This window comes from Sphingomonas sp. (assembly GCF_042096255.1).
In the GTDB taxonomy this organism is placed as follows: domain Bacteria; phylum Pseudomonadota; class Alphaproteobacteria; order Sphingomonadales; family Sphingomonadaceae; genus Sphingomonas.
The window spans coordinates 1-18607 of the sequence record NZ_JBELLZ010000072.1 but is presented as its reverse complement, the minus strand read 5'-3'; the positions used below and the strand labels follow the sequence as shown (position 1 = coordinate 18607).

The window sequence follows — 18607 nt, the reverse complement described above, 5'->3', positions numbered from 1 at the left end:
ATGGCGCCGATGTCGGCAGTGCCCGAATGGGATGGCGAGCGCCTGGTGCTGGAGACCGCGTTCGCTACTTCATGAGTCGCCGGTGAATTCCGCTAAAGTGGAAGTCGGCCGGGCACGCAGCGGCGGTTCGGCGCCGGTGCGCGACGCATCGTAGCCAAACAGATCATACATCAGCCATTCTCGATCACGTAGTCGAGCGCGCAGATCTTCCGGCACGTCGCTGATCTGGACGCTTTCCACCTTAACGCTTGCATTGCGGTTCGGCATGCGGGCGCGCAGATCCTCGACGTCGCCGATCGGCCTGGTGAAGCGGGTCTTGTTCTCCGGTGCCGTGAGTGCCGCGTGCAAGTCCTCGACGAGCCGCTCCACCCGTACGTAGTGATTGAAAAGGCGCCGACGGTCGTACTCTTTCCGAAACGCTTCGCGTGTGTCGAACGTCATGGCCGAGAAGCGCTCGCGCGGCGCGACGACACTGACCAGCACCATCCGCTGCGTGATCGGACCGCACAGATCGTCCAATCCCATGCCGCTGAGTCTTTTGCCCAGCCGCTTGGTCTGCTCCGGATCGATCATGAACTCTAGCCAGGCATGAAACTTGTCCTGAGTCGGCTCATACAGGTCGGCCAGGCCGTGCTTCGCGAAACTCGAGTACAAGCCGCCGTTCTTTCCGCATCCGAACAGGAACAGGGAACGGTATATCGCAGCGGGTTCGCGGACGGAGAGGAAGTGGAACTTGCGCTTGATATGGCCCCTGGCAGGGGACGAATGAGCGGCCCGCCTTATCTCCTGTTCCGCGACGTTTGCGCGGAGAAACGCCACGATGCTGGTGGTCGCCGTCTTTTGAAGATCCAGAAAGACGAGGTTCTTGAACTCAATCATCGTCTCGCTCCGGAGAGGGCCCGCTATCCACACGCGTTCTGCGCGGTCAGGCCGACCTAAGTGCCGATTTGTGAGAACGACCAGCAGAGGCAACCAGCGGCGGTCCTCCGTCCGGCGTCTCTCCATAGCCGAACACCTCATAGATCAGCCACTCGCGATCACGGATACGCTCCATGAGGTCGGATGGGATCGGATCGGTATGGACCGTGCCTACCTTCTTACTCACGTTCCGCTTCGGAATCCGCGAACGTAGATCTTCAAGATCCGTCAGTGGAGGACTGAGCTTAACCTTGTTCTCGTCCGCGGTCATAACGGCAAAGAGATCTTGAGCGAGATGCTCTATGCGTACGTAATATCGGAACAGGCGTTCCCGATCGAAATACCGGCGCAACTCCTCACGCGACTTCGCGGGTACTGGCTTGAACCCCTTCTTCGGCTGAACAGTGGAAATCAGCAACATCAACCCCGTCAGCCAACCGCAGTATTTAATGACACCCAGCTTGTTGACTTTGTGCTGCACCCTCCCGACCTGCTCAGGATCAAGCATGAAGTCGAGCCAAGCATGGAAGTTCTCGGACGTAGGTTTAAGGATACCTCCACGCCCGATTGCTTCGAGGTAGGTATAAAGACCGCGCCTACTGCCGCAGGTGTATAGATACAGGGATCTATAAAGGGCGCTGGGTTCTCGGATTGAGATAAAGTGAAATTTCGTCGTGTCGTGCCCGTGGCGTGGCGAGGAATGGCCACCGTGAACGGTCTGGCGTTCATCGACATAGTGGAATAAGAACTGGCTGATGCTGGTGGTGGCTGTCTTCTGGAGGTCCAGATAGCAGAGGTTCTCATATTCGATCATTCGTTTTCCTATGCCGACTTCCCGACGGTGGGAACACCGCACCGCATCCTCAGGCGGCAGTGCTGACCCGAATCGTTAGTCCTGCGCCGGCTGCTCGGCACCACTTGGCGCCTGGTTCCTTCTCGCCTTTCTGGCGGCCCGCGTGGCATCGGTCTTTGCGGACCAGGCGCGCCGCTCCTCCGGCGACAGTTCGGCAAGCTTACGCATGGTGTCCAGCTTCTTGGCCTGTTTCTCCTTTTGCCCTTTGCGCCCCGCTGCACTGCCGAGTTTGGCGGCGGCAGCTGCTTTGGACATCGGCACCGCGGCATTGCCCTTCGGTTCGGGCGCACTTTCGGCAGCGGCACGCCTCTCGGCTCGCGCCAATTGTCGGGCGGCGCGCGCTTCAGGAGTCTTGCGTGCCGCCTGCTCCTCAGGCGAAAGCTCCGCCAACTTTCTCCGGCGCTCTGCCCTCCGGGCGGCGGCACCCTCGTTAGATTTCCGGGCTTGTACCAAGGCCGCCTCCGAAGTTCCGCCCGAGCGGTTTGGCGGAGTGACCTACGCGAGTCAAATCCGGGATAGGGAGCGGCAATCCCCTGGACTCTAGCGGCGCATCGGTGCGCGCTCGTCCAGCAGGTTGCGGATGGTGGTGGCGGCGACCCCGGCTTCGCCCATCGCGTGGCTGATCTGGTCCAACCCCTTCACGACGTCGCCGGCGGCGAACAGGCCGGGGATGCTGGTGCGCTGGTGGTCGTCCACTTCAAGGCAGCCGTCCGCCGTTGCGCGGGCGCGGGCGGCGACGGCGAGTTCGGAGCGGATGTGCGAGCCCATCGCGGGATAGGCGGAGTCGAAGGCCAGGCGGCCCTCCGCGGTGTCGAACGCGAGTTGGTCGCCCTCGATCGCCCAGCCGCCGCACGGGCCGTCGACGCGGCGGACGCCGGCATCGTCGAGCGCGCGCTGGCAGGCTGTGTCGAGCCGGTGGCCGCCGTCCGGGGAGATCAGCGTAACGTCCTTGGTATAGCCGCGCAGGAACAGCGCCTCCTTCATGCCGTGCGTGTCCGTACCGATGACACCGACCTTCGTGTCGGTGACTTCGTAGCCGTCGCAGATCGGGCAGTAGCGCAGCAGGCCGCGTTCGAGCGCCTCATCGTGGAGGGCATCGGGCATGTCCGGACGATGGTTGCGCACGCCGGTCGCGAGCAGCACCGTTCGGGCGGGGAGCGCCCTGTCGGGGGTACGGACGACGAAGTCGTCGCCGTTTCGCTCGATCGCAGTGGCGCGAGCGGCCTCGCGGACGGCGCCGTAGCGCTCGGCCTGGGCGAGCATGCGCTGGAGCAGGTCGCGTCCGGAAATGCCCTCTGGGTAGCCGGCGTGGTTGTGGGTAAGCGGGATCAACCCGGCGCGGCTGTCGCCGGCATCGAGCAGGCGAATTTTCAGGTGGAAGCGCGCGAGATAGATGGCGGCGGTGAGGCCCGCGGGCCCGGCGCCGATGATGATGCAGTCGTCCATTGCGGCGCGAAAGCGCGCCTGTGGGCATGCGGTTCCGTCGCCGCGGCGTCGCAGCCGTGATTGACCGGACGCAGCGGCCTTTCCACGCTGGGTGCAAGTCTGACGGAGGTCGCCCCATGCTTCGTGTCGCCGCTGCTGCCCTTTTTATGATGGTTACCGCCGCGGTGGCGCAGCCGCGGACCGCGCCGGCGGCAGCCGATGTCGCCGCGATGGAGCCTCTGCTGACTGCGAAGTTCGAGGCGTGGATGAAGGACGCGCACGTACCCGGCCTTGTCTATGGCGTGGTGCGCGAAGGCCGGTTGGTGCTGGTGCGCGGAGTTGGCGTGGAGGATGTGGAGACGAAGCGGCCGGTGAGCGCGGATACGCGTTTCCGCATCGCCTCCATGTCCAAGGCGTTTACCGCCATGGCGATCCTGAAGCTGCGTGACGAGGGCAAGCTGTCACTCGACGCGCCTGCCGAGCGCTACGTCCCCGAGTTGCGCGAGTGGCGCTACCCGACTGCGGACAGCCGGCGGATCACGGTGGCGGACCTGCTGCACCACACCGCCGGCTTCGTCGATGACAACCCTTGGGGTGACCGGCAGCAGGCGATGCCCGAGGCGGCGTTCTCCGCCCTGTTGAAAGCCGGCGTGCCGTTCGCGCAGGCCCCGGGTGTCAGGATGGAATATTCGAATCTGGGCTATGCCATCCTTGGACGGATCGTCACCAATGTGTCGGGCATGCCGTATCAGGACTATGTCCGCCGAACCCTGCTGGCGCCGCTCGGCATGGGGGCGACCGGCTATGACGTGTTCGCCTCGCCCAAGGACGCGCGGGCGCTGGGCTATCGCTGGCAGGACGAGGCGTGGCTGCGCGAGCCGGACATGGCCGATGGCGCGTTCGGTGCGATGGGAGGCATGGAGACCAGCGCCAGCGACTATGCGCGCTGGGTTGCCTTCCTGCTCTCGGCCTGGCCGGCGCGCGACGGGCCGGAGGCGGGCCCCGTGTCACGCAAGACGGTGCGCGAGATCGTCGAAGGCAGCAACTACGTCCGCGCGGCGGAGCGTCCACGGCCATCGGGCGAGGGCATGTGCCGTGCGGCGGTTGCCTATGCCAAGGGGTGGAACTTGCTGGAGGATTGCGAACTCGGCCGCGTGGTGATCCATACCGGCGGCTATCCGGGCTATGGCTCAGTCGTAATGCTGCTGCCCGATACCGGCGTGGGGGCGTTCGCCTTTGCCAACCGCACTTATGGCGCGCCTTCGGTTCCGGTGGGCCGGGCGCTTTGGATGCTGCGGCAAGCGGGGTTTGCGGCGGTGCGGCGGGTGCCGGTGTCCGACGGGCTCGCGCGCGGCTATGCGGCGGCCATGGCGGTGTGGCAGGCGGGCGACGCGCCCCGCGCACCGCTCGCCGAAAACGTGCTGCTCGATCGAGACGCCGCACATCGCCGCGCCGACATCGCCGCGCTCAAGGCGAAGGTCGGCGCGTGCACGATGGGCGAGGCGATCGTGCCGGTCTCCGCGATGGAGGGCAGCTTCACCTGGAGCTGCGCGAGTGGGCGGGTGTTCGGACGGGTGCGGCAGGCGCCGACGCCGGAGTTGAAGCTGCAACTGCTGGAGTTCCGCGAGGCGAGGGAAGGTTGAGGTTGGGGCGCGACGAGAGTATATACATGATGTATCTACGGAGATCGTCATGGAGCGTCAGCATCACCTGCGGGTCTTTCGGTCCGGCAACTCGGCAGCGGTGCGGCTGCCGAAGACGCTAGGACTGGTGGAGGGCGACGAGGTACGTATCCTGGCGCATGACGATGGCACCTTCAGCCTGTGGAAGGCGGGAGACGGCAAAGCGGTGTTCATGGCGCTCTACGGTGCGATGTCGCCCGGGTTCATGGCGGAGGGCCGCGGCGATACAGAGCAGGACGAGCGCGATTGGTCTGCGGGCCGGCCGGGATCGCAGGCAGCCTGAATGTACATGCTGGACACCAACGTGTGCCTCGACTTCCTGTTGGGACGCAGCGTAGCCGTCGCGCGCAAGATCGAACAGGCGTTCGATCGCCTGACCGTATCAACGATCACCGCGGCGGAACTGCATGTCGGTAGCCGGACCTCGCAGGAGCCGGATCGCGATGCACGCAAGGTGGACATCTTCCTGCATGGCATCACCGTCGCACCGTTCGATCCAGCTGCGGCAGTCGCCTATGGCGAGATCGCGCGGACGCACGGCGTGGCACGGCACGGGTTCGACCGCCTGATCGCGGCCCATGCCCGCGCGCTGGACTTGACGCTCGTGACAAACAACGAGCGTGACTTCGCCGGTATCACCGGCGTTCGCATCGAGAACTGGGCCCGATGACCTTTGCCGCGACGGTTTTGACGCTCTACCCTGCAATGTTCCCCGGGCCGCTCGGCCAGTCGCTGGCAGGTCGGGCGCTGGGGGAGGGGCGTTGGACGCTCGACGCGGTGAACATCCGTGACTTCGCGACCGACAAGCATCGCACCGTCGATGACACGCCCGCCGGTGGGGGCGCGGGGATGGTGCTGCGGGCGGACGTGGTGTCCGCCGCGCTCGACAGCGTTGCCGATATGCGGCCGGTGCTGGCGATGACGCCGCGGGGCCGGCCGCTGACGCAGGATCGCGTGCGCGCGCTGGCGGCGGGGCCGGGCGCGATCGTGCTGTGCGGGCGGTTCGAGGGGTTCGACGAGCGGTTGTTCGAGGCGCGTGCGATCGAGCCGGTGTCGATCGGCGATTATGTGCTGTCAGGCGGCGAGATGGCGGCTTTGGTGCTGCTGGACGCTTGCGTTCGGCTGATTCCGGGCGTAATGGGCGCCGCTTCCAGCGGGGACGAGGAAAGCTTCGAAAGCGGCCTCCTCGAATATCCGCATTATACCCGACCATTTGAATGGGAAGGGCGCACGATCCCCGAAGTGCTGCGATCGGGGGATCATGCGAGGATCGCCGCCTGGCGGAGACAAAGGGCGGAGGAGGATACACGGCTAAGGCGGCCGGACCTTTGGGAGCGCCACATCGGCGCTCGGGTCGGTCGCCCTCTGGCGCGCGGCGACGACGAGGATTTGACATGAACCTGATCCAGCAGCTCGAAGCCGAGCAGATCGAGAAGCTCGCGGCAAAGCGCGCCATCCCTGAGTTCCGCCCCGGCGACACGCTGAAGGTGGGCGTGAAGGTGGTCGAGGGAGAGCGCACCCGCGTGCAGAACTATGAGGGCGTGTGCATCGCGCGCTCGAACAAGGGCATGGGCTCCAGCTTCACCGTCCGCAAGATCAGCTTCGGCGAGGGCGTCGAGCGCGTCTTCCCGCTCTATTCGCCGAACATCGATTCGATCGACGTGGTCCGCAAGGGTGCGGTGCGTCGCGCCAAGCTGTATTACCTGCGTGGCCGCACCGGCAAGTCGGCGCGCATCGCCGAGCGTCGCGACACGCGCCCGGCCAAGGACGTCGCCGCCGCGGAGTGATCCTCCGCTATCGGCAGGAGAAGGGGCGCGGCGCGCGAGTGCCGCGCCCTTTTTGCGCGGTGACGATTCCCGTGGATGCTGTCGAGTCGCCGAAGCTGCCCGTTCGTGCTGAGCGAAGTCGAAGCACTTTGGCTGCTGCTGCGCGTGCCCCCTTCGACTGCCTGCCAAGGCAGGCGCTCAGGACACGCTTCGACTTCGCTCAGGGTGAACGGATGTGGGGACGACCGGAACGAGGCCGTCCGACCGGAGCGCTTCAGCGACGGAAGGGCGTGAGCACGATCTTGACGCCCGACCAGATGATCATCGCCGCGCCCGCGCCGATGTAGAGCCACATCGACAGGGGGCGGCGGACCAGCCGTTCGGTGTCGGTAAGCGAGGTCGGTTCTGCCATCGCCTGCTTGTATCGCGAGACGCGGTCGCTGCGAAGTCTCTGCCGCTTTGCGCCTTCGCCGGCGCAACGCTACACGGGGCGCTTGCCCCGCGCCCTTCTGCATGGGGCCTCACCGGAGTGACGGATGCGCGGATGGCTGGCGGGAATGGCATTGGCGGTGGGCGGCGGCGTGGCCGCGGCTGAGACGGTTGCGGAGCCGCTGACGCTGGAGCGGGTGTTCGCCAGCCCCGACCTCGCCGGGCCGCAGCCGCAGGCGCTGAAGCTCTCGCCGGACGGCAGCCTGGTCACCTCCGTGCGCAACCGCGCCGACCAGCGGGAGCGGCTCGACCTGTGGGCGCTCGATACGCGCACCGGCGAGCAGCGCATGCTGGTCGACTCGCGGGCGGCGGGCAGCGGCGCCGAACTGTCCGAAGCCGCCAAGATGCAGCGCGAGCGCGACCGGACGATGACCGGCAAGAGCGGCATCCTGCAATATGAGTGGTCGCCGGACGGCAGCGCGCTGCTGTTCCCGCTGGACGGCGATCTCTACCTCGCCTCGCGCGACGGGCAGGCGCGGGCGCTTGGCATCAAGGATGCGCTCAATCCCAGCGTGTCGCCGCGGGGGAGCGCGATCAGTTTCGTGCGCGGGCAGAACCTGTTCGTCCAGCCGCTCGCGGGCGGGCAGGCGCGCGCGATCACGCCCGATGGCGGCGGCACCGTCCACTGGGGCGAGGCCGAGTTCGTCGCGCAGGAGGAGATGGACCGGCGCACCGGCCATTGGTGGTCGCCCGACGACCGCTGGATCGCGGTGGAGCGGTTCGACGAGGCACCGGTGGAGATCGCCACTCGCGCGGCGATCGGCGCCAGCGGCACGCGGCTGTACGAGCAGCGCTATCCCGCCGCGGGCACGGCCAACGTGCGGGTGGAGCTGTGGGTGATGCACCCCGACGGCAGCGCGCGGGTGAAGGTGGACCTGGGTGCCGATCCCGACATCTATCTGGCGCGGGTCGCCTGGGCGCCGCAGGGCGATGTGCTCTACGTCCAGCGGCAGAACCGCGCGCAGACCCGGCTGGACCTGCTGCGCGTCGACCCCGCGACCGGCCGGTCCGAGCTGGTGTTCACCGAGGAAGCGCGGCCGGGCAGCTGGGTGAACCTGTCCAACGGCTTCCGGCCGCTGCGCGACGGCAGCCTGATCTGGTGGTCCGAGCGCGACGGGCATGGGCATCTCTATCGCTGGCGGGGTGGCGCGTGGACGCAGCTGACCCGTGGTGACTGGGAGGTCGCCTCGCTGGCCGGTGTGGACGAAGCGCGCGGGCGGGTGTTCTTCGCGGGCAACAAGGACGGGGTGCTGGAGCGGCACGTCTATGCGATCGATCTCGCGCGACCCGGCGAGCCGGTGCGGTTGACCGAGGGGGGCTGGTGGAACGGCGTGACGATGGATGCGGGCGCGACGCGGATGATCGTCACCCGATCGAACCGCAGCCAGCCGCCGCAGACCTATCTGGCCGATGCGGCGGGCAAGAGGCTGGCGTGGATCAACGAGAATGCGCTGGATGCGGCGCATCCCTATGCGCCCTATGTCGCCGCGCATCGGCCGACCACCTATGGCATTGTGCAGGCGGAGGACGGCACGCCGCTGCACTGGCAGATGATCACGCCGCCGCTGGAGCCGGGCAAGCGCTATCCGGTGTTCTTCCAGCATTATGGCGGCCCGCACGTGCAGACGGTGGACCGGGGCTGGGGCGGTGCGCTCCAGCAATATCTGGTGAGCCGTGGCTGGATCTTCTTCCAGATCGACAATCGCGGCTCGGCCAACCGCGGCAAGGCGTTCGAGGACGCGATCGGGCGCGCGATGGGCTCGGTGGAGGTTGCCGACCAGCGCGCGGGTGCGCGCTATCTGGCGACGCTGCCCTTCGTGGATGCGACGCGGATCGCCACTTATGGCTGGTCGTACGGCGGCTACATGACCGTGAAGATGCTGGAGGCCGACCAGGGGCTCTACGCCGCGGGCGTGGCGGGCGCGCCGGTGACCGACTGGCGGCTCTACGATACCCACTATACCGAACGCTATATGGGCGATCCGCGTACCGACGCGGCGGTCTATGACCGAGCGGGGGCGCTGAAGGATGCGGGGGCGATCGCCGATCCGCTGCTGGTGATCCACGGCATGGCGGACGACAACGTGTTCCTCGACAACACGACACAGCTTGCCGCGGAGTTGCAGAAGAAGGCGGTGCCGTTCGAGATGATGCTCTACCCCGGCCAGACCCATCGCGTGGGTGGAGACGGGATCAGCGTGCATCTGTGGACCACCATCCTCGACTTCCTGGAGCGGCGGACCGCGCCCGCCCGGCCGTGACCGCGGCCGCTCCCGCGACGGGCGGGCGGATCGAGGTGCTGGACGTGATGCGCGGGGTGGCGATCCTCGCCATCGTGCTGCTCAACCTGCCTTGGCAGGCGGGCTCGATCCCGGCGCTGCTGGACGATCCGCGCCGGCTGGGCTGTTCGGCGGCGGACCGGGCGACCTGGATCGCGCTCGACGTGCTGGTTACGGGTACGCAGCGCTGCCTGCTGGAATTGCTGTTCGGCGCTGGCGTGGTGCTGTTGGGGGCGCGGCTGGATGGCTGGGCCTATCTGCGGCGCAACCTGTGGCTGCTCGCGATCGGGCTGGTCGATATCGGCGTGCTGCTGTGGATCGGCGACATCCTGGCGGCCTATGCGATTGCGGGGTTGCTGGTGTTTCCCTTGCGCCGGCTGGAGGTGCGGCAGCTTGCGGTACTCGGTCTCAGCTTCGCGCTGTGGAGCGCCTGCTATGGCGGGCTCGTCTATGCCGGCGAGCGCGCGTTCGCGGCCTCGCTGACGGAGGCGGAGCGCGCAACCACGCCGACGCCTGCCCAGGCGAAGGTGCTGGACGCAGCGGCATCGGCGGTGCGGGTGCGGGAGGCTGCCGCGACCGAGACCGCGCGGCTTCTGGAGGAGGAGCGACGGGCCCATGACGGCGGTTGGCTGGACTATGCCCGTTGGTTCTGGAGTCTCTGGTACCGGATCGATCTTGCCGGCGGGCTGCTGGTGGAGACGGTGATCGAGGCGGCGGCGACGATGCTGCTGGGCATGGCGCTGATGCGCACCGGATTTCTCGCCGGCGAGTGGCAGCCGCACTCCTATCTGCTCGTTGGCGCGGCCTGCTACGCGATCGGGCTGGCCTGCCGGATACCGGCGGCGCTGGAGGTGGCGGATGGGGCGTCCGGCGCTCGGATCGCCTGGATCGTCGAGGAGCCGGCGCGGCTGCTGATGGGCATCGGCCATGTCTGCGCGATCAATCTCGTCTGGCGGACTGCTGCCGGCATTCTGCTGCTCCGCCCATTCGCGGCCGCGGGGCGCATGGCGCTGACGCTCTACCTGCTGGCGCAGCTGATCGGGCTGCACCTTTTGTTCGCACCTTACGGGCTCGACCTGTGGGGTAGCTACGGCTGGGCGGGGATGACGGCGATCTCGGGCGCAGTGATGCTCGCGCTGCTGGCGAGTGCGTCGCTGTGGCTACGGCATTTCAGCGCCGGACCGGTCGAGGCGGCGTGGCGGCGGCTCGCAACCCCTTCCACCGCAGGCCCGCGCGGCCTATGCGCCTCCGGTTCCAACGAGCGGAGTGGGTGATGGGGTATCGGGTGGTGGTCGCGGGCGCGACGGGTAATGTCGGGCGCGAGATGATCAACATCCTGGCCGAGCGCGAATTCCCGCTCGACGACCTGGCCGTGCTCGCCTCGTCGCGGTCGGTGGGCGACACCGTCGATTATGGCGAGAGCGGCAAGCAGTATCGCGTGCAGAACATCGAGCATTTCGATCCGGCCGGGTGGGACATGGCGCTATTCGCGATCGGCAGCGAGGCGACCAAGGTCTATGCGCCGAAGTTCGCCGCGGCGGGCTGCACGGTGATCGACAACAGCTCGCTTTATCGGATGGACCCGGACGTGCCGCTGATCGTGCCGGAGGTGAACCCCGAGGCGATCGACGGCTACAAGGCGAAGAACATCATCGCCAATCCGAATTGCTCCACCGCGCAGATGGTGGTGGCGCTGAAGCCGCTGCATGACGCGGCCAAGATCAAGCGCGTCGTCGTGGCGACCTATCAGTCCGTTTCCGGCGCGGGCAAGCAGGGCATGGACGAGCTGTTCGAGCAGAGCCGCAACATCTTCGTCGGCGACCCCGCCGAGCCCAAGAAGTTCACCAAGCAGATCGCCTTCAACGTGATCCCGCACATCGACAGCTTCCTGGACGACGGATCGACCAAGGAAGAATGGAAGATGGTGGTCGAGACCAAGAAGATCATGGACCCCAAGGTGAAGGTGACCGCTACCTGCGTGCGCGTGCCCGTGTTCGTCGGCCATTCGGAGGCGATCAACGTGGAGTTCGAGAACGAGATCTCGGCCGAGGAGGCGCAGAAGATTCTGCGCGAGGCGCCGGGCGTGATGCTCGTCGACAAGCGCGAGGACGGCGGATACGTCACCCCCGTCGAGTGCGTCGGCGATTTCGCGACCTTCGTCAGCCGCGTGCGCGAGGACCCGACGGTGGAGAACGGCCTGGCTTTGTGGTGCGTCAGCGACAACCTGCGCAAGGGCGCGGCGCTCAATGCGGTGCAGATCGCGGAGCTGCTCGGCCGGCGGCATCTGAAGAAGGCGGACTGAGAATGGCGATCACCGGCGGCTGTCGCTGCGGAGCGGTCCAGCTGGAGATCGCCCGTGACGACCTGCCGCCGGTCTATGCCTGCCATTGCCACATCTGCCAGCGTGCGTCCGGCAGCGCGTTCAGCCTCCAGGCCCTGGTGCCGGAAGAGACGCTGTCCGTCACCGGGCCGATCGTGGTTCACGAGATCACCACCGAGGATCGCACCTCGACCCAGCGCTTCTGCGTCACCTGCCATTCGCGCCTTTACAACACGAACACGCGACGACCGGGGATCGCCGTGGTGCGGGCGGGCACGCTCGATCGATCCGAAGAACTGGACTGCTGCGCACATATCTACACCAACTATCGGCAGCGCTGGGTGCCTCTTCCGGCGGAGGTGCCGCAATGGGGTGAAGGGGCGCCAATGGCGGATTTTGTGGCAGCGCTGATGCGCTGACCGGCTCGCTGTTGAGCACGTGATAGCGTCGTGATATCACGCGCCCATGGGACAAATCCTCGTACGCCAGTTGGATGATGCCACGATCGAGCGGCTGAAGGTGCGCGCGCGCGAACGCAAGACTTCGGTCGAGGCGCTGGCGCGCGAGGCGCTGACCGAGGCCGCGAAGCTGACGGTCGAGGAGAAGATGGCACTGGTGCGCAAGATGCAGGACTGGGGACGGCGCGCGACGAACGCCGTCGTCCCGCAGACTCCCTCGCTCCAGCTGATCCGCGAAGATCGCGATCGTGATCATTGACGCGAGCGTCGCAACCAAGTGGTTCCTTCCTGAGGAAGGCAGCGACGTAGCGCTGTCGCTGGTAGCGACCGAGCGGCTGCGCGCTCCGCCGCTGCTGCTGGCCGAGGTGGGTGATGCGCTCTGGAAGAAGTTTCGGCGTGGCGAGCTCCATGAACAGTTCGATCTGCTGGCGCGACATGCCGACCTCGACCAGATTGTCGAGATCGTCGAAGACGCGGCGAGCGCACTGGCGACAAGGGCGCTGGAACTGGCGCTGATGCTGGACCATGCGATCTACGATTGCGTGTATCTCGCGCTCGCCGAGGCCGATGATGACGTCCTCGTCACGAGCGACGACGCGTTCCGCCTGAAGGTGGAGCGGACCAGTCTGGCCCGGTTCATCAGAGCACTTGGCACTTAGGCGCTCCGCTACTCCGAATGCACCACCTCCATCTTTCCACGCGGTGGGCGCAGCAGGAACACCAGCGGGATCACCGCGAGACTGATCCAGCTCATCAGGTAGAAATCGTCCAGATAGGCGATCATCGCCGCCTGTTCGTTCACCATCGCATCGGCGAAGCTCATGGCAGGCCCGCCGATCTGGCCGAAGCGGGCGAGGGCGCCGAGGTCCATGCCCGGCAGGGCCTGAGCGGTGACGTGCTGGGCGAGGTCGGCATGGCTGGTCTGGATGTTGCGCGCGAGCAGCACCGTGACCATCGAAATGCCCGCGGACTGGCCGATCGAGCGCATCAGGTTGAGCAGCGAGGCGCCATCCGTGCGATACCTGCCGTCCAGCGTGGCAAAGGCAAGCGCATTGAGCGGCATGAAGACGAGGCCCATGCCGAGGCCCTGGATAAAGCCGGATATCACCACCGGCCAGTAATCCATCTCCAGCGAGAACCCCGCCATCTGGCGCAGCGAGATCGCGAAGATCACCAGACCGGAGATGATGAGGACGCGCGCATCCACTCGGCCCATCAGCTGCGCGCCGAGCCACATGGTGGCAAGCACGCCGACGCCGCGCGGCGCCATCATCATCCCCGTGTCGATCACCGGATAGCCGAACAGCTGCTGGAGCATGGGCGGCAGCAGCGCCATCGGGGCCATGGTGGAGATGCCCACCACGATCATCATCAGCATGCCGGTGACGAGATTGCGGTTGCGGAACAGCGCACGATCGAACAGCGGGGTGCGCGCGGTGGCGAAATGGACCACGGCCAGCCAGGCGGCGGCCAGCGCCACCAGGCCCTCCACAACGATCTCCCAGCTGTCGAACCAGTCTTCGGTCTGGCCGCGATCGAGCATCAGCTGGAAGGCTGACACCGCGATGCCGACATAGACGAAGCCGGCGAAATCGAACGACCGTTGCGTCCGCGGTCGTGAGGGAAGCAGCCACCACAGGATTGCGAAGGTGAGCGCGCCGACCGGCACGTTGACGTAGAAGACCCAGCGCCAGTTGTAGCTGTCGGTGAGCCATCCTCCGAGCACCGGGCCCATGATCGGCCCAACCATCACGCCCATGCCCCACACGCCCATTGCCTTGGCGGCGCGCTCGGGCGGGTTGATGTCGAGCATCGCGGTCTGGGAGAGCGGGTTGATGAAGGCAGCGAAGATGCCCTGGAGGATGCGAAAGGCGACCATCACCTCCAGGCTGCGCGCCATGCCGCAGGCCATGGAGGCGAGGATGAACCCGCCGGTGGCAATCAGGAACAGGTTGCGGCTGCCCAGCCGGTCGGAAAGCCAGCCGGTGGCGGGCAAAGCGATTGCGGTGGCGACAATGTAGCTGGTCAGCACCCAGGTGACGGTGTCGACGGTGGCGCCCAGGCTGGTCTGCATGTGCGGCAGCGCGACGTTGGCTATGGTGGTGTCGAGGATCTGCATCACCATCGCGCCCATCACGCCGACGGTGAGGAGTGCGCGGTTCCTGGTCTCCAGCAGCGGCTTGCCCGGCAGCGGCGCGGCCGGCGCCCCGCCCCGGACGGCGGCGGTGGCCATCAGCGCTTGCCGGTATCGACGGTGACGTCGGTGGACAGGCCCGCAATCATCGCGCGGGGCGGGCTCTTCTCGATCGCGATGCGGACGGGAACGCGCTGCGTGACCTTGACCCAGTTGCCGTTCGCGTTCTGCGCGGGGAGGACCGAGAACTGGCTGCCCGTTCCCGCGCCGATCGACTCCACGCGGCCGTGGACGGTGACGCCGGGATACGCATCGAAGTCCAGTTCGGCCGGTTGGCCGACCGCCATGTGATCGAGGTCGGTTTCCTTGAAGTTCGCCTCCACCCAGGCACGCTGACTGACCACCAGGCTGAGGGCGGGGACGCCGGAGGGGGTGATCGCGCCGACCTGGAGCCGGCTGGTCTGGCTGACGATGCCGTCGCTGGGCGCGCGTACGACGGCACGCTGGAAGTCCAGTGCGGCCTTCGCGCGCTTGGCGAGTGCGACCTGGATCGCGGCGGGTTGACCGCCGCCGCCACCCGTACCGACCTGTTGCCGCGCCCGCGCCTGCGCGGCGACGCCGGTCGCCAGCTTGGCCCGCGCCGCGGCGACCGCCTGGGTGGCGGCGTCGAGCGACGCGCGCGTGGTGAAGCCCTGCTTCATCAGCTCGGCCTGGCGCTGGTAGGTCGCTTCGGCGAGGGTGATCTGCGCGCGGGCATCCGCGATGTCCGCCTGAGCGCTGCCGGTGTCGGTGGCAAGCGTCGCCACCTGGACGCGCGCGGTGGCGAGGTCCGCATCGGCCTGGGCGAGCGCGATCCGATACGGTTCGGGATCGATCGCGAACAGCACGTCGCCCTTCTTCACCCGCTGATTCTCGCGCACGTTCACCGAGACGATGCGGCCGGAGACATCGGGGCTGACCGAGATCACGTCCTGCTGGACATAGGCGTTGTCGGTGGAGACGTAGCGGCCGGACGTGAGATAGGCCCAGCCGCCCCCGGCCGCGATCAGCAGCGGCACCCCGAACAGCAGCACCGGGCGGAGCCAGCGCCGGCGCGGGCGGGCGGGGGTTTCCACCGGATCGGCGACGAGATCGCGCTGGGGATCGGCATCAGCCATGCGAAGGGTCCTTGGGATCGGGCGCGAGATTGGCGCGGATGCGGTCGAGCGAGGCGGAGAGGGCGATGACCTCGGCTTCAGGAAACCCGGCAAGCGCCTGGGCGGTGAGTTCGGCGGCGACATGGTGGAGTTCCGCCAGCACGGGCCCCGCCTTTGGGGTGAGGAACAGCTGCCAGGCCCGCCGGTCGCCGGGATCGCGTCGCCGCTCGACCAGCCCGGCTTCCTCCAGCCGATCGACCATGCGGCACAGGGTGATGGGCTCGACCTCCAGCAGATCGGCAAGGTTGCCCTGGTTGATGCCCTCCTGCCGACTGATGCCGAGCAGGGCCTTCCACTGCGCGCGCGTGGCGCCGTGCGCGCGGGCGCGCTCGTCGAAGCGGCGGCGCAGCAGACGTGAGGTGTCGCTCAGCAGGAAACCGATGGTCTCGGACATGCCGCGCACATAATAAGCACACTTATATAAGGGAAGCACTGTCGCATGCAGAGGTTGCAAGTGCGGTTGCACGGCGCGATGAGGCGGCGCGGCGGGAAGCAGGAGATGCACCGATGACCAGCATGACGGGCGGGTGCCAATGTGGTCGCGTCCGCTATTCGGCGGAGATCGACGACGACGACGCCTATCTGTGCCACTGCCGCATGTGTCAGCGCGCGACCGGCGGCGTCTCGATCGCCTACAAGAACGTGCCCGAGGAGAAGCTGACCTGGGAGTCCGCGCCCGACTGGTACCAGTCCTCGCCGATCGCGCACCGGCCGTTCTGTTCGCAGTGTGGCACGCCGCTGGGGTTTGCGTTCCTCAAGGATAATCAGAATGTCGACCTGACCGTCGGCAGCTTCGATGATCCGTACCGCTTCAAGCCGACGCAGCATTATGCTGTGGAAAGCCTGCATGAGGCGTGGATCGACACGCGCGACCTGCCGCGGATGCGGAGCGACGAAAACGATAACGTAAGCAAACGCTGGATGGACGCCTGTGGCAAACTGCCGGACTGAGCATTTCGAGAGCTTCGACGGGGTGCGCCTCGCCTGGCATGAACTGGGCGAGGGGCGGCCGGTGGTGCTGATCCACGGCTATTTCTCGGACGCCAAGACCAACTGGATCCGCTACGGCCATGCCGAGGCGATCGCCGCGGAGGGCTATCGCGTGATCATGCCGGACCTGCGCGCGCACGGGCAGAGCGACCGACCGCATGATCCAGCGGCCTATCCGCCCGATGCGCTGACCCGCGACGGGCACGCGCTGATCGCGCACCTCGGCCTGACCGACTATGATCTGGGCGGCTATTCGTTGGGCGCACGCACCACCAGCCGGATGCTGGCGACCGGCGCCACGCCGAAGCGGGTGATCTTCTCCGGCATGGGGCTGGATGGGCTGTGCCACACCGGGCGGCGGCAGGATCATTTCCGCAATATCCTGACCCGACTGGGCGAGCATGAGCGCGGCTCCCCCGAATGGCTGGCCGAGGCGTTCCTGAAGACGACCGGCGGTGATCCGGTGGCGCTGCTCGGCATCCTCGACACGTTTGTCGACACGCCGGCGGAGGCGATCGCCGGCTTCGCGCAGCCGACCTTGGTGGTGAGCGGGGCGGAGGATTTCGACAATGGCTCGGCAGGGGAACTCGCCGAGGCGCTGCCGAACGCGCGCTACGCCGAGGTGCCGGGCGGACACATGAGCGCGGTGACCAAGCCGGAGCTGGGGCAGGCGATCGCGGCGTTCCTGGCGGGTTGACCCGCCTGCGGCGGGGTTCCATCCTGACCGCATAACAGCTTTCAGGGACTTGCCATGATCCGCCTGACAACCTCGCTCGCCGCGCTTGCGGCGGCGATCGCCGTGCCTGCTTATGCGCAGACGGCCAACCAGCCCGCGCCCACCGTCCAGGCCGCCGATGCCTTCGTCGCCGATGCCGAGGCGCAGCTGAAGGCGATGTCGGTGCCGCTGGCGCAGATCTCCTGGGTCAACGCCACCTACATCACCGACGATACCGACGCGCTCGCCGCGGCGGCGGGGGCGCGGGCGACCGAGCTCCAGGTGAAGCTGGCCGGGCAGGCGGCGCGCTATCGCGGCGTGCAGGGCCTGAGCTACGACACCGCACGCAAGCTCAACATCCTCGTCGGCGGGATCACCCTGCCCGCGCCGACGCGCCCGGGCGCCGCCGACGAAGTGGCGACGTTGGTGACCAAGATGTCGTCCGCCTACGGCAAGGGCAGGGGCACGCTGGACGGCAAGCCGATCAATGGGTCGGACATCGAGGCGGCGATGGGCGAGAGCCGCGATCCTGCCAAGCTGAAGGAAATGTGGACGAGTTGGCACGACAATGTTGGTGCACCTCTCCGCGCCGACTTCGCCAAGTCCGTCCAGATCGAGAACGAAGGCGCCAAGGAACTGGGCTTCGCCGACACCGGCGCGCTGTGGCGTTCGGGCTATGACATGCCGCCCGAGCAATTCGCGGCGCTGACCGACAAGCTCTGGAAGGAAGTGGAGCCGCTCTACCTGGCGCTGCACACCTATGTGCGCTGGAAGCTGAACGAGAAATATGGCGATGCGGTGCAGGCCAAGATCGGCCCGATCCGCGCCGACCTGTTGGGCAACATGTGGGCGCAGGAATGGGGCAACATCTATGACGTGGTCGCCCCGGCCGGCTCGGGCGACCTGGGCTATGATATCGGCGACCTGCTCAAGGCCAAGCAATATGATCCGGTGAAGATGGTGCGCGCGGGCGAGGGCTTTTACTCCTCGCTCGGCTTCGCGCCGCTGCCCAAGACCTTCTGGGAGCGATCGCAGATCGTGAAGCCCGCCGACCGGGAAGTGGTGTGTCATGCAAGCGCCTGGGACATCGACAATGTCGACGACCTGCGCATCAAGATGTGCACCAAGGTGAATGCCGACGACTTCGTCACCATCCACCATGAGCTGGGGCATAACTACTACCAGCGGGCGTATAACAAGCAGCCGTTCCTCTATCTAAACGGCGCAAACGACGGCTTCCACGAGGCGATCGGTGATTTCGTGGCGCTGTCGATCACGCCCGACTATCTGGTTAAGATCAACCTGCTCGATCCCGCGCGCGTGCCCGCGGCGGACAAGGACATCGGCCTGCTGCTGCGCCAGGCGATGGACAAGGTGGCGTT

The 18607-nt window shown here is 66.9% G+C and carries 21 protein-coding genes and 1 pseudogene; 14 read left to right on the top strand and 8 right to left on the bottom strand.

What is annotated here, in order from left to right; translation table 11 throughout:
• Positions 1-69: 69 nt before the first annotated feature.
• The 4 genes from ACFDTH_RS13165 to ACFDTH_RS13150 all read right to left on the bottom strand — a co-directional run bounded on the left by ACFDTH_RS13165 (position 70) and on the right by ACFDTH_RS13150 (position 3217).
• Entirely contained in the window at positions 70-879 is an 810-nt protein-coding gene (locus ACFDTH_RS13165) for a hypothetical protein (RefSeq protein WP_375287994.1), read from the bottom strand.
• Positions 880-925: 46 nt separating this feature from the next.
• Complete coding sequence (locus tag ACFDTH_RS13160) at positions 926-1732, bottom strand: hypothetical protein (protein WP_375287992.1); 807 nt, start codon at positions 1730-1732, stop codon at positions 926-928.
• A 75-nt stretch (positions 1733-1807) separates the two neighbouring features.
• The gene (locus tag ACFDTH_RS13155) at positions 1808-2161 is read right to left on the bottom strand and encodes a hypothetical protein (RefSeq protein WP_375287991.1); all 354 of its coding nucleotides are present in this window, start codon (positions 2159-2161) and stop codon (positions 1808-1810) included.
• Between the two features lie 150 nt (positions 2162-2311).
• Positions 2312-3217 carry an NAD(P)/FAD-dependent oxidoreductase gene (locus ACFDTH_RS13150; protein ID WP_375287990.1) on the bottom strand — a complete coding sequence of 302 codons (906 nt, stop codon included), beginning with the start codon at positions 3215-3217 and terminating at the stop codon, positions 2312-2314.
• A gap of 146 nt (positions 3218-3363) precedes the next feature.
• Here ACFDTH_RS13150 and ACFDTH_RS13145 point away from each other — a divergent pair, with 146 nt between their 5' ends.
• The 5 genes and pseudogenes from ACFDTH_RS13145 (at position 3364) to rplS (ending at position 6665) form a co-directional block, all read left to right on the top strand.
• Positions 3364-4839, top strand: coding sequence for a serine hydrolase domain-containing protein (locus ACFDTH_RS13145; RefSeq protein WP_375287989.1), 1476 nt, complete (start codon positions 3364-3366; stop codon positions 4837-4839).
• 49 nt (positions 4840-4888) lie between these two features.
• The gene (locus ACFDTH_RS13140; RefSeq protein WP_375287988.1) at positions 4889-5161 is read left to right on the top strand and encodes an antitoxin; all 273 of its coding nucleotides are present in this window, start codon (positions 4889-4891) and stop codon (positions 5159-5161) included.
• Entirely contained in the window at positions 5162-5548 is a 387-nt protein-coding gene (locus ACFDTH_RS13135) for a type II toxin-antitoxin system VapC family toxin (RefSeq protein WP_375287987.1), read from the top strand.
• Positions 5545-6263, top strand: a pseudogene (gene trmD, locus ACFDTH_RS13130) (tRNA (guanosine(37)-N1)-methyltransferase TrmD); the annotation flags it as partial. The gene ACFDTH_RS13135 and the pseudogene trmD, both read left to right, overlap by 4 nt.
• A 9-nt stretch (positions 6264-6272) precedes the next feature.
• Positions 6273-6665, top strand: a complete 393-nt coding sequence (gene rplS, locus ACFDTH_RS13125) for a 50S ribosomal protein L19 (RefSeq protein ID WP_375287995.1) — start codon at positions 6273-6275, stop codon at positions 6663-6665.
• 253 nt (positions 6666-6918) lie between these two features.
• Here rplS and ACFDTH_RS13120 read toward each other — a convergent pair whose 3' ends face one another.
• Positions 6919-7056 carry a hypothetical protein gene (locus ACFDTH_RS13120; protein ID WP_375287986.1) on the bottom strand — a complete coding sequence of 46 codons (138 nt, stop codon included), beginning with the start codon at positions 7054-7056 and terminating at the stop codon, positions 6919-6921.
• 124 nt (positions 7057-7180) lie between these two features.
• Here ACFDTH_RS13120 and ACFDTH_RS13115 point away from each other — a divergent pair, with 124 nt between their 5' ends.
• From ACFDTH_RS13115 to ACFDTH_RS13090, 6 genes are read left to right on the top strand one after another with little or no spacing between them, the layout of a single operon-like run.
• Positions 7181-9394 carry a DPP IV N-terminal domain-containing protein gene (locus tag ACFDTH_RS13115; protein ID WP_375287985.1) on the top strand — a complete coding sequence of 738 codons (2214 nt, stop codon included), beginning with the start codon at positions 7181-7183 and terminating at the stop codon, positions 9392-9394.
• Positions 9391-10686, top strand: coding sequence for a DUF418 domain-containing protein (locus ACFDTH_RS13110; RefSeq protein WP_375287984.1), 1296 nt, complete (start codon positions 9391-9393; stop codon positions 10684-10686). The genes ACFDTH_RS13115 and ACFDTH_RS13110 overlap by 4 nt, the downstream gene beginning before the upstream one ends.
• Complete coding sequence (locus ACFDTH_RS13105) at positions 10686-11714, top strand: aspartate-semialdehyde dehydrogenase (RefSeq protein WP_375287983.1); 1029 nt, start codon at positions 10686-10688, stop codon at positions 11712-11714. Before ACFDTH_RS13110 ends, ACFDTH_RS13105 begins: the two co-directional genes overlap by 1 nt.
• Positions 11715-11716: 2 nt before the next feature.
• Complete coding sequence (locus ACFDTH_RS13100) at positions 11717-12151, top strand: GFA family protein (RefSeq protein ID WP_375287982.1); 435 nt, start codon at positions 11717-11719, stop codon at positions 12149-12151.
• A 46-nt stretch (positions 12152-12197) separates the two neighbouring features.
• Complete coding sequence (locus ACFDTH_RS13095) at positions 12198-12449, top strand: hypothetical protein (RefSeq protein WP_375287981.1); 252 nt, start codon at positions 12198-12200, stop codon at positions 12447-12449.
• Entirely contained in the window at positions 12439-12849 is a 411-nt protein-coding gene (locus ACFDTH_RS13090) for a type II toxin-antitoxin system VapC family toxin (protein WP_375287980.1), read from the top strand. The genes ACFDTH_RS13095 and ACFDTH_RS13090 overlap by 11 nt, the downstream gene beginning before the upstream one ends.
• A gap of 8 nt (positions 12850-12857) precedes the next feature.
• Here the strand turns inward: ACFDTH_RS13090 and ACFDTH_RS13085 are convergent, their stop codons facing one another.
• From ACFDTH_RS13085 to ACFDTH_RS13075, 3 genes are read right to left on the bottom strand one after another with little or no spacing between them, the layout of a single operon-like run.
• Entirely contained in the window at positions 12858-14423 is a 1566-nt protein-coding gene (locus ACFDTH_RS13085) for a DHA2 family efflux MFS transporter permease subunit (protein WP_375287979.1), read from the bottom strand.
• Positions 14423-15481: a biotin/lipoyl-binding protein gene (locus ACFDTH_RS13080; RefSeq protein ID WP_375287978.1), complete on the bottom strand. Its 1059-nt coding sequence runs from the start codon at positions 15479-15481 to the stop codon at positions 14423-14425. The genes ACFDTH_RS13085 and ACFDTH_RS13080 overlap by 1 nt, the downstream gene beginning before the upstream one ends.
• A complete protein-coding gene (locus tag ACFDTH_RS13075) occupies positions 15474-15914 on the bottom strand; it encodes a MarR family winged helix-turn-helix transcriptional regulator (protein ID WP_375287977.1) in 441 nt (146 codons plus the stop codon). The genes ACFDTH_RS13080 and ACFDTH_RS13075 overlap by 8 nt, the downstream gene beginning before the upstream one ends.
• Before the next feature lie 113 nt (positions 15915-16027).
• Here ACFDTH_RS13075 and ACFDTH_RS13070 point away from each other — a divergent pair, with 113 nt between their 5' ends.
• The 3 genes from ACFDTH_RS13070 to ACFDTH_RS13060 all read left to right on the top strand — a co-directional run.
• Positions 16028-16471 (top strand): GFA family protein, encoded by a 444-nt coding sequence (locus ACFDTH_RS13070; RefSeq protein WP_375287976.1) that lies wholly within the window; start codon positions 16028-16030, stop codon positions 16469-16471.
• Entirely contained in the window at positions 16452-17207 is a 756-nt protein-coding gene (locus ACFDTH_RS13065) for an alpha/beta fold hydrolase (protein WP_375287975.1), read from the top strand. Before ACFDTH_RS13070 ends, ACFDTH_RS13065 begins: the two co-directional genes overlap by 20 nt.
• A 54-nt stretch (positions 17208-17261) precedes the next feature.
• Positions 17262-18607: M2 family metallopeptidase (locus ACFDTH_RS13060; protein ID WP_375287974.1), on the top strand; the 1346-nt coding region annotated here is incomplete at its 3' end.

Excerpts from the sequence above, each read along its gene's own strand:
- ACFDTH_RS13145 (WP_375287989.1), top strand. The coding sequence starts at position 3,364 with ATGATGGTTACCGCCGCGGTGGCGCAGCCGCGGACCGCGCCGGCGGCA.
- rplS (WP_375287995.1), top strand. The coding sequence starts at position 6,273 with ATGAACCTGATCCAGCAGCTCGAAGCCGAGCAGATCGAGAAGCTCGCG.
- ACFDTH_RS13075 (WP_375287977.1), bottom strand. The coding sequence starts at position 15,914 with ATGTCCGAGACCATCGGTTTCCTGCTGAGCGACACCTCACGTCTGCTG.
- ACFDTH_RS13095 (WP_375287981.1), top strand. The coding sequence starts at position 12,198 with ATGGGACAAATCCTCGTACGCCAGTTGGATGATGCCACGATCGAGCGG.
- ACFDTH_RS13105 (WP_375287983.1), top strand. The coding sequence starts at position 10,686 with ATGGGGTATCGGGTGGTGGTCGCGGGCGCGACGGGTAATGTCGGGCGC.
- ACFDTH_RS13150 (WP_375287990.1), bottom strand. The coding sequence starts at position 3,217 with ATGGACGACTGCATCATCATCGGCGCCGGGCCCGCGGGCCTCACCGCC.
- ACFDTH_RS13115 (WP_375287985.1), top strand. The coding sequence starts at position 7,181 with ATGCGCGGATGGCTGGCGGGAATGGCATTGGCGGTGGGCGGCGGCGTG.
- ACFDTH_RS13100 (WP_375287982.1), top strand. The coding sequence starts at position 11,717 with ATGGCGATCACCGGCGGCTGTCGCTGCGGAGCGGTCCAGCTGGAGATC.
- ACFDTH_RS13140 (WP_375287988.1), top strand. The coding sequence starts at position 4,889 with ATGGAGCGTCAGCATCACCTGCGGGTCTTTCGGTCCGGCAACTCGGCA.
- ACFDTH_RS13160 (WP_375287992.1), bottom strand. The coding sequence starts at position 1,732 with ATGATCGAATATGAGAACCTCTGCTATCTGGACCTCCAGAAGACAGCC.
- ACFDTH_RS13070 (WP_375287976.1), top strand. The coding sequence starts at position 16,028 with ATGACCAGCATGACGGGCGGGTGCCAATGTGGTCGCGTCCGCTATTCG.
- ACFDTH_RS13135 (WP_375287987.1), top strand. The coding sequence starts at position 5,162 with ATGTACATGCTGGACACCAACGTGTGCCTCGACTTCCTGTTGGGACGC.
- ACFDTH_RS13085 (WP_375287979.1), bottom strand. The coding sequence starts at position 14,423 with ATGGCCACCGCCGCCGTCCGGGGCGGGGCGCCGGCCGCGCCGCTGCCG.
- ACFDTH_RS13120 (WP_375287986.1), bottom strand. The coding sequence starts at position 7,056 with ATGGCAGAACCGACCTCGCTTACCGACACCGAACGGCTGGTCCGCCGC.
- ACFDTH_RS13165 (WP_375287994.1), bottom strand. The coding sequence starts at position 879 with ATGATTGAGTTCAAGAACCTCGTCTTTCTGGATCTTCAAAAGACGGCG.
- ACFDTH_RS13080 (WP_375287978.1), bottom strand. The coding sequence starts at position 15,481 with ATGGCTGATGCCGATCCCCAGCGCGATCTCGTCGCCGATCCGGTGGAA.